The 13,263-nt window shown below is 54.6% G+C and carries 11 protein-coding genes; 3 read left to right on the plus strand and 8 right to left on the minus strand.

Annotation, left to right across the window (positions count from 1 at the left end; all coding sequences use genetic code 11):
- Window positions 1–42 precede the first annotated feature (42 nt).
- The gene (locus A6X21_RS15105; protein WP_131818360.1) at window positions 43–1,050 is read left to right on the plus strand and encodes a DUF2167 domain-containing protein; all 1,008 of its coding nucleotides are present in this window, start codon (window positions 43–45) and stop codon (window positions 1,048–1,050) included.
- A 1,310-nt stretch (window positions 1,051–2,360) separates the two neighbouring features.
- Window positions 2,361–3,467 (plus strand): J domain-containing protein, encoded by a 1,107-nt coding sequence (locus A6X21_RS15115; RefSeq protein ID WP_068849294.1) that lies wholly within the window; start codon window positions 2,361–2,363, stop codon window positions 3,465–3,467.
- A gap of 908 nt (window positions 3,468–4,375) precedes the next feature.
- Here A6X21_RS15115 and A6X21_RS15125 read toward each other — a convergent pair.
- From A6X21_RS15125 to A6X21_RS15160, 8 genes are all read right to left on the minus strand, one after another.
- Window positions 4,376–5,692 (minus strand): beta clamp domain-containing protein, encoded by a 1,317-nt coding sequence (locus A6X21_RS15125; RefSeq protein ID WP_068849299.1) that lies wholly within the window; start codon window positions 5,690–5,692, stop codon window positions 4,376–4,378.
- A gap of 125 nt (window positions 5,693–5,817) precedes the next feature.
- Complete coding sequence (locus A6X21_RS15130; RefSeq protein WP_068849301.1) at window positions 5,818–5,997, minus strand: hypothetical protein; 180 nt, start codon at window positions 5,995–5,997, stop codon at window positions 5,818–5,820.
- A 96-nt stretch (window positions 5,998–6,093) separates the two neighbouring features.
- On the minus strand, window positions 6,094–6,336 hold the full coding sequence (locus A6X21_RS15135) for a hypothetical protein (protein ID WP_068849303.1): 243 nt from the start codon (window positions 6,334–6,336) through the stop codon (window positions 6,094–6,096).
- Window positions 6,333–7,301 carry a hypothetical protein gene (locus tag A6X21_RS15140; RefSeq protein WP_068849305.1) on the minus strand — a complete coding sequence of 323 codons (969 nt, stop codon included), beginning with the start codon at window positions 7,299–7,301 and terminating at the stop codon, window positions 6,333–6,335. The genes A6X21_RS15135 and A6X21_RS15140 overlap by 4 nt, the downstream gene beginning before the upstream one ends.
- Before the next feature lie 145 nt (window positions 7,302–7,446).
- A complete protein-coding gene (locus A6X21_RS15145) occupies window positions 7,447–8,952 on the minus strand; it encodes a Ycf46 family AAA ATPase (protein WP_068849307.1) in 1,506 nt (501 codons plus the stop codon).
- 161 nt (window positions 8,953–9,113) lie between these two features.
- Window positions 9,114–9,335, minus strand: coding sequence for a DUF2997 domain-containing protein (locus tag A6X21_RS15150; protein WP_068849309.1), 222 nt, complete (start codon window positions 9,333–9,335; stop codon window positions 9,114–9,116).
- A 107-nt stretch (window positions 9,336–9,442) separates the two neighbouring features.
- The gene (locus A6X21_RS15155; protein ID WP_068849321.1) at window positions 9,443–9,805 is read right to left on the minus strand and encodes a DUF1257 domain-containing protein; all 363 of its coding nucleotides are present in this window, start codon (window positions 9,803–9,805) and stop codon (window positions 9,443–9,445) included.
- Window positions 9,806–9,872: 67 nt separating this feature from the next.
- Window positions 9,873–10,382 (minus strand): hypothetical protein, encoded by a 510-nt coding sequence (locus A6X21_RS15160; RefSeq protein WP_068849311.1) that lies wholly within the window; start codon window positions 10,380–10,382, stop codon window positions 9,873–9,875.
- A 2,208-nt stretch (window positions 10,383–12,590) separates the two neighbouring features.
- Between A6X21_RS15160 and A6X21_RS15180 the strand changes: the two genes are divergently transcribed.
- A partial coding sequence (locus A6X21_RS15180; protein WP_131818361.1) for a ribonuclease HI occupies window positions 12,591–13,263 on the plus strand: 673 nt, incomplete at its 3' end.

Genomic DNA, 13,263 nt, shown 5'->3' on the forward strand with positions numbered 1-13,263 from the left:
AATCACTTCGGAATCAAAACCAAATTCTTGCAAAGGGAACTCATGTTGCAGCATCGATTCTGGTTTACGGTCGTTTGCCTTTTGGTGTTCAGTGGCCTCCAGGAAAGACTGATTGCCGCTCCGGCCGATCCTCCTCTGACTCCCGAGCAGCGTCGAATCCTCGAACGATTCCAACAGATTTCCTGGCAAAAGGGGCCGGGCCGATTCGCAGTTGGGCCACAAGCCACCATTCAAATCCCTGACGGATTTCAGATCACCAATTCGGCCGGTGCTCAGATCTACATGGAGTTAAGTGGTAACCCGCCATCCGCAGACATTCAGAGTGTGGTGACATTCACAGAGGAACCCTTTGGATTTTACCTGATTTTCTCTTATGTGGACTCAGGGAAAGTCGATGATCGTGATGCGAATAATCTCAATGCGGATGAACTCCTCAAGCAGCTTCGCGAGAATACGAATGCTGGAAACGCTCATCGCAAACAACTGGGACTAGAGCCACTCTACATTGATCGCTGGATCATTCCTCCGCGTTACAACTCCACGACGAAGCAATTGGAATGGGCAATTCGCGGGCATTCGGAAACTGGGAATCCTGTCGCCAATTGGGATACCAGGATCTTGGGACGCTACGGCATGATGTCCGTCAAGCTGGTGATGACAAATCCAGACGAAATTGAGTCTGTGATTCCCGGCGTTAATCAGCTGCTGCAAGGCTTTTCATTCAATGCTGGAAGTGATTACGCATCGTGGCAACCCGGAGACAAAGTGGCCGCACTGGGTGTGACCGCACTGGTGGCGGGATCCACAACCGCGGTCGCTGCCAAACTGGGATTCTTTCAGAAAATGGGTGTCTTTATTTTTAAATACATCTATCTGATTCTGGCAGCTTTGGGGGCCGTCGGAGCGCGCTTCCTTGGGAAATCCGCATCCACCTCGCCTCCTTCAGATCCAGTCGCGATGAATCACGACTCGGCTCTTCCCCGTCCCCCGACACTTCCAGGACCACGTCCCCGCACGCCCCAGTCTCCCGACAATCAGTCAAGTGATTGACGTACGATTGAGGGACGTAATGTGTCTCGGCCTCAAAGCCCGGCCATGCGACGATTGCAGAAGATCTTCGGTGGGTTGCAGACAGGCCGAGCCTCTGAGATTGCCTCGAATTTCAAGGTGTAGGGAGAGTTGATTGGCAGTTAGTTCAGCAGCAGAGATGTCAGCAGGTAATCCAATCACTTTTAGCGGTGATTGCAGGCACAGGCAGGATTGACCCACACCATGTACGGGATAACTGACCAATGGCTCTGGGTTGCCTTGGTGGGACTCTTTCTTCTGGAGCAATTCCGACTGCTGCGGAGAGAAGAGCACGGTATTTTTGAGGTCCGTTCAGGGCTCTGGAGAACTTGTCCCGTGTTATTGGAAAACTCCAGGTGTCGCCTCGTGTGGTTACCTATTTCTCCCACCTGTCGAGTCTTCATAGGAGATCAGGGAACTTTTGACCTTACATACTGTTGGACCGCTGGAACTTCGTCGTTATTACCGCGACCGGACGAGGTGAAAGACTTTCAGGCATTCCTCGCAGCCTGGCAACGAGCCAGTCAGTTGGTGCAGCTGACATCGACTGGGTTGGCTCTCTGTCTGGGCATGCTGATCCTCCTCTGGGCTGGTTTCTTGACGGTGAATATTCCCTATGCCATACGCTGGACCCTCGGAGCCACTTTCACCTGCTGGTCACTTACAGCGTGCTTCTATTGGCAGTCCGCTCGCTCACTTCGGCGGCAGGGCTGGGGAGATGTCTCGGGCTCTGTGGCCGACGTCTTAATCAGTCCGCTGTCTGCACTCAAAGCCTATTCACTCTTGGGAAAGATGGGATGGCAAAGATATCACTTCAGTACTTTCGCCTGGGCTCTGGCTCCACATGCGGTGCTTCATCAATGGGCTCGCAATTCCTCGGTCGCACCCAATCTTCAGGATTTCTCGACGGGAGTCTCTGCCAATCTCGAAACCTTGACGCTGGGACAACTCCAAGAGTTGCTTCAGCTGCGCGGCACGGAACTGTCCGTGGCTCTTGCTGCGCCGCATCCCGATTCTGATGCAATCTGCTTTTGTCCACGCTGCCATGCTCAATTCACACGCTGGGTGGAGTGTTGTTGGAATTGCACTTCATGGAAAGAAACTTTGGCTGTGGAAGCCAGTCCTGAAGAGCCTCCTCGCAGAGATTGCCAAAGCTCCAGCGAGTCCTAACAAAAACGACTTTTCCCACTCTTGGGGACCGTTAGGGGGAAAGTCCCCCAGATCGACACACAGCAACTGACTTAAAGCCAGGCGATGGGCTTGCTTTCAATTCTCAGGCCAGTGGGATTTTTATGGTTGAATACGTGGTCACTCTGACAGCCGTGATGGCCGGTTTTTTCTTTGGTGGCATGTGGGGAGGGAATCTGGGGTCTTTTGTGGGAGGTCTTGGGGCTCTGTTCCTGTGTCTTGTTGTCAAAGATGTGCTCTTCCTGGAGCGAACGCTGGAGGGGTTCTTTGCCCGACATCGGACGGAGATTGCCGGGTTTGTGGTCGTTGTGATTCTGGTGATTCTGGGGTCTTATCTGCTGGGCCCAACCTGGGGGACGCTCATAGGGCTTGTCGGTGGCCGCACTGCGGGAGAATGGATTGCCGGACGATTGGGATGGAGTGCAGAGCAGGCGCAGAACGATCTCTTGATGCGGGCAATCCAGTTGACATATCCGATGGCACTCGTGCGTATGGATTCACCTCCAGATCCTCGCGAACTGAAGACAATACACGAGATTGCACGACTCTTGCTGCAGCCCTTGGGGCTCCATCACAAGCGGGATGTGCAGAACGTTTTGGACATTTCCCGAAAGCTGATTGATGAGCCTGACTGCGTCAACTGGCTTCCGACTGCTGACGAGGAGCTTCGGTTCCGGATTGTCTGGAACTGTCTTCAGGTGATCTATTCCCGGGAGAGCATTCCTCCCGAGAAACGGCAGTTCGTCGTAGAACTGGAGCAATTCCTCAACCTGCAGAGTCTCAATGTCATTGGTGTCTACGATCGTTCCGTAGGGATTCAGTACATGCGTATCCCGGCATTGCATGTGTTGGGACTCTCTGCTGATGCAACAGACTCACAGATTGATGCGACGTATCGAGATGCTGTCCGTCAGTTTCATCCCGATCGTGTGCAAGGCGTTCCGGATCATCTTTCAGCACTGGCTCGCGACAAGATGGTCCAGATCAATGAAGCGTATCATCTGCTAAAGACCTCGGATCCCGCCTCGCTGAAGTACAATTTTCGTGCGGTGGAGGAGGATGCCGTGATCACTCCTGATGGGGAATCGGGCTTTTTGTGCCGCTGCTGGCTCTGCCGAAAGGCCAATCGAATTCCCGATCAAGTCGTACTGCATTCTCTGCGCTGTGGTGGCTGCCATGCACTCCTCGGTCGACCGGTTTCGCCTGCCTGACATTCCACTCCTCGATTCCCCCAATTCGATTTCGAAGAGTCGGCATCATTCGGTGAAGGGCAAGGCTCCTCGTCGAAGCCACGCGCTGTCTGGCCAGAGGCATTTGCTCTCTCTGGCTGGCCGTCGTTTGCAGCCCCAAGATCAGGCTCGGAACGGGTGCAGGTATCTCGGGTGGCTTCGTCCCGCCGACTGCCCCGGCAGACATGCAGTCTTCGCTCGACAGTCACCGGTCATGGGATCTTTCCAGTGCAAAGTTGCTGCACGGTGATCGGTCTGGATGAGTACCAACGTCGCCGGGGACATGAAGGTTTATGCGTAAAAAAGCTGCTCCAAATCCACGTTAAGCTGGTTTTAATTATAGCGAAATCCTGGAAGAAAATAGGAACTCCGAGAGGGAGAGAATACCCTGGAAACCGCTCTCTTGAACACCGAAGAAATGGCATTTATGTCTGATTGAAAAACCGGATCTCTTTAATATTAAAGAAAAGGTGGTTTCTGGTATGTCTTTCATTGCCGATTAAATGCTCTGCGGAAGAGCCTCTCACAGGTGGAATTTGAATAACTATTTGTTGCTGGAAAAGCACCGCTTTTCGAACAGATCTTTAACCACATTCCACAGGGAATATCTCTCAGAAACGCTGAAAATCAATCGGTTTGATGGTACGTTTAAAACCTCAACTGCAAGAACTCGCAACGAGTGGTGGTCTTCCATGGGCCGGTGAAAACCGAAACCCGATGCCGTGGGGTGGGGGCTAAAAAAATCTGGCAGGGGGATGAGCCCCTGCCAGATGAGCGGGATCTCTCCCAGTGAGAGTTCGCGCTTCCAGAGTGAAAACTCCTTCCCAGGGTTCACACTGGCCCCTCTGATCCTTCCCTCGTGTTCCTGAGGTCATACGGCATCGAGGAGGTTAAACAATGATCGTCTCACGTGAATGGGCCTTGTGGAATGGGGAGCGTGAGATCTCCACTGGTGAGTTCTCGGAAACTGGGTGGACTGGTTCCAAGCGCATTGCTGGGAGGCCGATGGGTTCGCGTGTGCCGGACTGTGGTTGGCCAGTGGCCAGCACGTGGTGATCTCCCGGCGGAATGAGGCTATCACGCGTGAGTGGCATGATGACGTAGAGAGCGTCGGGAGTGTCGAGACGAACGGCACTCTCCGAACTCTGAAAACCGAGTTGCTGAAACCCCATCTTAAGGGCTGAGAGAAGATAGCGGGTCTCTAGTGAGATCGCCCCGGGAGTGCCCCAGCAGGTGGATCGCATCAGTTGAATTTCCGTGGCACGGGCCGAACAGCGTGTCTGAATTCGGATCACGGGAAATTCCTGCGAAAGATCCACAGTCAACGGTTGATGGATCCGTTCTTCCGAGCTGATCTGGGCCTGCGGAAGATGTTCCAGAAGTTCTATCAGACGGCAGGCATCCACTGGATGGAGTTCCATCTGTGAGGCAGTCTCAGAGAGTTGCGGCACAACCCGGTCAATCAGGGGATACCGTCCTTCCGTTTCAATTTTCAGTCCGACGACCCAGGATCCAGTTTGCACCACGAAATCGGTAGGCGTGCGAGCGAGATGGACAGTACTGGCACGTTCCCATTCAGGGAGTGCGAAAATATCTGTGCCCGCCAGCAGCAGATCGTCTGACCAGGGAAGTGGCAACCCGTTCCAAATCAGGAGTTGATGCCCATTCGACCCGGCGAGTCGCTGATGTTGAGCACTGTATTGCACACAACTCAGGGAGTAACGCTTAATGCTGGGGTCACGAAGTGACATCACTCGTTGCAATGCGGCGAGAAACCCCGGTGGGGCTTCCACCAATTCAGACCAGAGGGCTCGGGGCCAGCCTTCGGGAGGATCCATTCGCTGATATTCACGCTCCATCTCAAAACCCGAGGTTGTCCAGCGGGCCTTGATCAGATCCTGATCGACTTCGATGGTCACGATATCCGGGGTGGTTCCCTGGACATCTCGCAAGAGAGTGGCTGGGACAGTGACTTGTTCGGCATGGCCCAGGGAGAGCTCCGTGAGAGGTGAGGGAGTGGGGCTGCGAGAGGGATCAAAGTTCTGCCAGAGAACCCAAACTTCAGGAGTCAGGCAGAGCATCTGCAGTTGAGTGCCGCGCTGAATCAGCGTGACTGGGGGTTGAATGCGCCGGGAGAAATGGACGAGTCCGGCATGTCGAAATGCCGTGAGGACTTGCCGGGCTGTCTGTCGTGAGAATTGAAACATGGGGTCACTTTCATCAAGGCGTGAGGGAAATCAGGGGCGTCAGCCCCCGAAAACAATGCCAGGCCAGAGCGATGGACTCCGGCCTGGCAGTACTCAGTCGTCAGTACAGACAAATCTGCTGGGAATCACGCAATTTCGAGGTGATCCCAGTCGAGATAGGGAGCCAGAAGAGTGGCCGCTACCAGCGAGTCGTCGTCAGTCAGCGTAGGTGTGAGGTCAATGAGTTCAAAGCCCCGCTGGTGAATCACCTGCAGGTCTTCACCCGTCATTTCCGAAACGGCGAGTTCGAATTCACGTCGTGTCATCTTGTCCGAATCTCCAAGTTCAAGGAATGGTTTTTCCCACGAGAGATCCCGGGGAGTTTTCAAAAAAACAGCCCCCAGTGGGGGCTCATGAGTTGGCTATTCGGCCTGCAGGCGATGCTGCTGAAGCCAGTCAATTTCTGCCGTGAGGGCCTGACTGCGGTGAGAGTACGGTCCCAGTGAGGGACCATCTCGCAGGTGCGCCCACCACGCTCCGTTCGCATCGGGTTCAACATCACTGGCCCGCTCAATCGACACCTGGCCTAGAGCCTGCCAGTCGAGTGACTCGCTATAGAGAGTGACAATCACTCCCTGAGGACGGATGAGAAGGATCTGTTTCATGCCTCTTCTCCGGTGGAAGGACGCATGATTGATCGCCGGGGACGATCAACGAGGAGTTGATCGAGTTGGGATTGAACCGCTGAAATCTGCCGGGAGACGTGCTGACGGAGAGAAGAGTGGTCCCGCAGTTGCTGGGGAGTGACGCCGCGGAGAAGGCTTTGAGCCTGCTCCACGAGTCCTTCGAGCTGTTCGTGAGAGCCAATCTTCAGAGTGCGAAAACGCTCGAAGAACTCATGGAGTCGTGAGACCGCAGAATCTCGGAAGACTTTGGGAGAAGCTCCCGACTGACCGCTCATCCGTTCGCAGAGATGCGTAATCAGCCCATTGAATTCTTCGAGGAAGGCGGTTTCGGCCAATTGCATGGCTTCTTCAAAGCGGGCCGAAACACGGGCACATTCCCGGGCATAGAGTTCGGGAGCGAGCTGCTGCAAGTGATCCGGAGGAGTCACACTGGGATAATCCCATTCGACAGCAAACTCCTGCCGCAGGGAGTGAGGATAATCCCGCGGATCATAGAGCGAACCCAGTCGTTCCCGGGCCTGCTGCTGGAGTGTCTCGAATTCTTCTTCGAGCCGCGTCACAGCCTCTTCGAGTTCTTGGCGAAACTCCGTCAGTTGGGCTTCAAAGATTCCCAGGCGTTCTTTTCGGAGAAGTCGAATCCCGGGTTCCGGAAAGGGGAGCGTCGTGCTTTTCCAGTATTGGACAATCCGGCTGCGAACTGCAGTCACCTGGCGATAGGCGGGAGCACTCGTATCAAAGAGTTTCTTGCCCGCCGAGAGAAACTTTTCGGCGGCACCAAAAGATTCAGCGGCCTGAGCCTTCTGGCTATGGGTCAGCGAGCGACTGGTCCCCAGCCAGTGAAAACTGACTCGGACAGCCGTGGTGATCTCCTGAAGTTCCCGTGCTAGCGGGCGAGGACGAGGAGCCTGCTGAGCAGGCTCGGGTTCTGTGGTCAACATGGTCATGAAAAGGCTCCTTGATTTCTCAATGGGAAGAAGACGTGCGAAAGATTCATCGAGTGACAACAACCGGTGGAAAACAACGTCCCGCTTGAACGTTCCCGCTGATGTTCCGAGAGTCAGTGCGGGGCCAGGCCGAATCGCAGGCCGTTCAGTTGGTCGAGGGAGTCACCTTCCGGCGGGACGTTGAGTTGGAGGTGTGGGTAAAGAGGCCGGGGACGTCGGCCGAGAGGCAGCGTCCATTGGCCCATTGCCGCAAATGCTCAATGGCCTCCGCAGAAGTCCGCGAAACAGGGACAACTTGTCGGGCCGCATCGGCCAGAGAGATTCCCAGGAGGGCCGAGAGTCGGCAGCACGATTTGATTTCGGCCCCCGTCCAACCCGTATCGGCGGGAATCGGTTCACTGGCAGCAATGTCATACTCCTTCCGGTAGAGCGACCAGATTTCCTGACGCTGGGGAGGAGCCGGGAGATCGACAAAGAAGACCCCATCGAGTCGTTCCGCACGGGTGAATTCGGGAGGTAACTGCTGAATGCTGTTGGCAGTCCCGACGAAGAAGACATCACTCGTGTGATCGGAAAGCCACGTCAGCAGTGTGCCAAAGAGGCGAGTCGCCACTCCGGCATCGCCAGTGCCCCCGACCCCCGAGAGTCCTTTCTCCAGTTCATCGACAAAGAGCACGCAGGGGGCCATGGCATCAACGACTTGCAGAGCCTGGCGGATGTTCCGTTCGGTCTCCCCCACGATCCCTCCCAGGACGGCTCCCAGATCGAGTGTCAGAACAGGGCGTCCGGTTTCCTGACCTAGAGCGCGGCAAAAGGCACTCTTGCCGCAACCCGGTGGTGAGAGCAGGAGAATTCCCCGGGCCGTGACCCGCTGAGTTCCTGATCGGGGACGGAGTGCCTGGCGACAGAACTGTTTGAGAGCGGAGAGACCTCCCAGAGCGGCAAACGATTCACGGCCACGATGCAGTCGCAAGAGACTCTGTTGCCGCAACGTCTGAGACTTGAGTTCCCAGATGACATCGGGCTGAAATGTCCCATGCCGCACCAGAGAAAGGGAAAAGGCATTTTCCGCTTCACTGCGAGTCAGTCCGGCAGCAGCATCGAGGAGTTGTTGCCAGGTGGGTCCCGTGGGAATCAGTGAAGGGGCATCGGCTACGAGTTCCCGCGCGATCTCTCCCAGTTCGTCAGCTTGCGGGAGTGGAAACTCCAGCACCACAAATTGCCGCTGCAGTTCGGGAGGCAACTGGACAATAGGAGCCAGGATCACCAGGAACTTGCGGAGTTGTTTGCCCAGTCGCAGCCCCCGGATGAGCTGTTGAATAATTTCCGGATTCTGCAGGAAGCGATGAAAGTTGGGTAAGACCAGCAGTTCGGCCGTGAAATCAGCGGTGGTTGGTCGTTCCAGAAAGTGTTGGAGAGCCGAGAGAGGATCCGAAATTCTGTCCGGGGCTGCGGGAGCAGCAGACAATCCTTCTGCGGACTCAGAGAGGGAGCGAAGGCCTTGAGAGAGATCCCAGGCCGCCAACTGCCAGTGGTGCTCCTGAGCGAGAGCACGCAGTCGCCATTCGACTTCCTCGGCTTCAGGCGATTGAATCCACAGGCCACTGAAAGCGGCCTGAATATGTTCGACGAGTTGCTGAGAAAATTGCATCAAGAGACTCCGGAAGAAAAAGGGGATACATCACGAAAAAACCCACTGGAGAAATGCCAGTGGGTAACTGAAATTCAGAATCTGTGCGGGGACTCCGCGCAGGAATACCTTCACCGCGCCATCGCCACAAACGGCTGTCACGACGAGAACTCGCCTTCGATTCAGTGTTCGGGAAATGGTGCGTGCGATTGATGGGTCGTGGGTGAGGTGTGTGACGTTGATGACGGTTGGTAGTACTCGGGCTGGAGTTGTTCCTGGAGTGGCAGACCGAGTGCCTGAATCAGGCCCGCTGTGGCGTGACGACAGGTGCTTCCCGTGAATCCCTGGGCCTGCACCTGCACCTTGCCGGTGGGATCAACTCGAATTTCGATGGTCAGTGGCATGGAAGAATTCCTGTAGGGACATGAGGGATCTATGGGACTGGAAAAAGTGAGAGCGGTCGTTCCCGAGCTACCGCCGTGGTGGGTGTGGTGCGGGGTGACATGTCGTTTCAGGAACTGACGCCGATGACCAGACGAATGGCACCACTGGTTTCCTGAAATTCCTGCACCGAGTGCCCTTGCCGCCGGGCTTCCAGTGTGGCTTTGGCGACGGCGTAGTGTTGCAGAAAGGCATCGAGACGCTGGGGATCCCCCCAATGACCGAGAAAGTTGTCGTACTGCACTGTCCCAGTCTCTGTTTGACAGACCAGGGGGTATTTCCACTCGGGCAAAGCCACCAGCCAGCCCGTGCATTCGCGATTGAACAGGCGGGCTGTTCCCTGACGCGGTGGCGTCAGTTGCAGACGTTCACAGGCGTGGTGAATGGCGGCGGCATCTTTGACTTGCGTTTGAATGGTGACGAGATGACTCATGAAAAAACTCCTGAGAGAAAGCGGTGTTGGAAAACCTGTGACAATCTGAAACCAACGGCTGGGTTCGTCAGCACTCTGGCGAATCCGCATCATCGGTTTGCGTGGCTGCGGTGGGACCGGTCAGCCGTGATGGGGGACTGTGTGAGAGAGGTGCTGCCGGGCGTGCTTCCAGACGCAACACAGGCGAGTCTGGAGTCGCCAAATGGGCTTCGAGGAGCACCTCGGCGAGAAGTTCATCCGGGGTATTCGAGGTTGAGGTTCGCAGCAGCAGCCAGCAGAGTGCGAGTGGTGTCACACAGAGTGCCAGTTCGCCGACGCGGAGAATGGCCGCCGCAATCACAGGATCGCGCACACGGGCAGTGGCCCACTCGGCACGTTCCCGTTCGAGCGTATCACGTTGTCGAAAGAGTTCCTGGCGCTCCTGCATCCAGGTCTGCTGGAGTTCCGCCAGTCGGCGATTCTGTTCAGCCTGAGTGTGAAGTGCTTCCCGAGCGGGAATGGAGCTTTCGGGGGTGTGGCAACTCGGGAGGAAGAGAGACAGCAGGAATCCGAGAATCAGCAGCAGGTACCACGGCATCGGGTTTCTCCTTGGTGGAGGACATGCGAGCAACCACCTGCTGCCAACCACGGCGCAGGCGTCGTTCACGTAGAATGATCAAACAGGCCAGTACCAGTAGGGCACTGCACAAACCGAGAAGTGCAGACATCAGCCAAGCTCCTTTCTGACGAGGGAATTGAAGGACACCTGCGCGGAGTGCGCAGGCATGTCACGGCTCTGCGAGCCACGTTTTGTGCGCAGTGTGTTGCGCACAGAACGTGGGCGCGATGCATGGTCATTTCCGACAGCCGAAAGCGCTCGAAAGCGCGTTCTCAAAACCGACGCGCGATGGGAAAAAGGGCGTTGGATGTCGAAAAAATTGCGTCGGCCGCAGTTAGCCGGAATCTCGCACACCCTTTCTGACGCAAAAACGCGGTTTTTTTAGGAAAGTGCCGTGTTCGAGGTCCGGAGGGGCTCTGGAGCGCGCGCACAGTGCGCACACGGCAAGCACTCACTTTGCGACGATGGATCAGTTGGCCACTGAATTTGGCGTTTGCCAGCTATTTTTGTGTGTTGGGAGAACTGCGGAATCTGGTCTCCAAACCCTGGGTGGTAATCGTCGGTCTCTGGAGGAGGCTCAACAGGAGTTGTGCCACTCCTGTCTTGCAGCCAGCACGTGATCCAGAGATGTGCGGGAGCCAGAATGACTCCGGTCGTATGGCAGCGACTCCGATCTACGACAGTGTGATCACTTCAGCAGAAGAGCTGATTCCTACAAAACCACTGGATTTTACGATGAAAATGGCAGTCGGGGTGAACACCAAAAACAGACCTTCGAGAACGACTGGACCGCTTTGTAGGGAAGAGTGGAGTTTCCATGGCCAACCGGATGTGTCGTAACGCCGCGTGGCTGCGGATTTTGGATTCTCACCTTTTTATAGACAAACGCACGACTATGTTCTTCGGCAAAATAGCAGTATTTTGCCAAGTCGGTGAAAAACGGAACGGGTCCGAACATTACAAATAATCAACCGCGTTTGAAAATTTCGGGCACAAGATCAATTGGAAGAAAATTTTTTAGTATGAATCTACGAAAACATCGTGTGAAAACTCTGAGGCTGACTCACTACTTCCGTGGCCAGATCCGTGGCGATGTGTGACAAATGCCGTGTGAGTCGATGTTTTTCGGTCCGCGATGACGTTCGATCCACGCTTTTGCGGGCTGTGCGGGAAAGAATTTTCGGACACTCCGGAGTTTGAGAGCCAACGGCGAGTAGTTCTCCGTGCCTGTGTTTCCAGAAGCAAGTTTCCAGATCTCAACTCTGCTTGAGGAATTTTCGGTCGGAGATTTTCAGAGTTGGATTTCCAGGCCTGAATTCCTCGTTTGGAAAATCACTCAGTCAATCCGTCGATGCCACGTGCTGAGTTGAACAATCATGGCGTTTGGATCGGCGCAAAAGTCATTGAGGTTTCACCAGCGCATATCGAACTCGCAGTGGTCACCATTGGTGTCGCATCACCCGCGCTGCTGTTCAGAGAGAGATCTGACGAATGATCCCCATGGACGCCAGACTTTAGAGAGAATCTTGACGAGATGGTTTTCAGAAAATGGGACGCAACAAACCCAGTCCACATTCTGATCAGGTTTGAGAGCAGATTTTTCGAATGCTCGTCGTGGTGAGTGTCATGTTCGATCTTTTCAAAATGTCTGTCGTCTCGATTCCCGGATTCAGGTTCTGATCACGGCATCGGGGCATCTTGAGGCGCCCGACAGCATCGACTGCCTGCTTTCCCAAAAATGGATTGTTGTGCCAGGTGAGTCGCCTGATTCTCACAATTTCGCATCTCTTTAGAAATCGCTCCAAAATCAATGGGTAGTCAGGGTAGTACGTTTGGTCGTCCAGACAGCCAATTGTGCCTCAGAGGGCATTTTCAGGGCCCTGGCGTACAAGTTTTTCATAAAGAATCATGTTCGTGGAGTTTAAACGCTCACTCAGGGGTCTGACGGCCGTCAGGTCGGTGGTCAGACAAGATGGCAGAGAGTCTTCAGACATGATGTCAGGCGCTGATATCTGTCAGGCTCAATCGCTGTTGGGTTATTGCTGCCTTTGGGGCACTAGCGAGTAGTTGCTAGTCGAATCTTTTACCAAAGAGCGATCTCGATATATCGCCAATCAGGTGTCGACCCAGAAGCCGCCGAAGCTACTTTTCAAATGTTCGCTTCAGGCGAATTGAAAGATCCCTTTAATGAAAAAGAAAATGATTCAGTCCGGCAGTCCGATGGCGAAGCTGCTGAAAAGAGTCGGCATCCCTAAAACAGATGACTGGGATTATCTACTCGTCGGAGATGGCAGCGGTACGACTTTGGAAAGAACTTGCGGCTGGGCTTCGGTATTGATCAGTCGTAATGATCAACGTAAAGCATTTTGGGGATCATTTTCTGTCGGTACCAACAATATCGCAGAGATGATGGCGTATGCACTACCGCTGCTCTATCTCAGTCAGGTCATACCGAAACGTCGAGCAGCTGCCGTTGAAAAAGGAAAACCATTTCCAGACGTCATCAAAATTCATGTGATCTCAGATTCTGAGTACGTTGTGCTTGGTGGAAAGAATCCACTCAGAAGAAAAGCCAACGGTCCGTTATGGCAGCTGATGCAGAGAGCAGCTGCAGAATCTGGAATTCGAATAAGCTGGCATCATGATCGTCGAGATATTTCTGATTTGAACAGACTCAGTCATGAATTAGCAAATGTCAGTCGCAAAAGTATCAGTCCAGAACAATTGACTGATTGTCTTGAAAAAATCAGACGGAAATCTCTCGAAAGAACAACAGCTTTCGACCAGTGCCGCCGCTTGTGCCTGTCCCGGTACCTGTGGGTGGCGTTGTCCCGGTGCCTGTGCTGGATGGATCGCCGGT

Origin of the sequence: Planctopirus hydrillae, assembly GCF_001707835.1 — a bacterium.
Taxonomy (GTDB): Bacteria; Planctomycetota; Planctomycetia; order Planctomycetales; family Planctomycetaceae; genus Planctopirus; species Planctopirus hydrillae.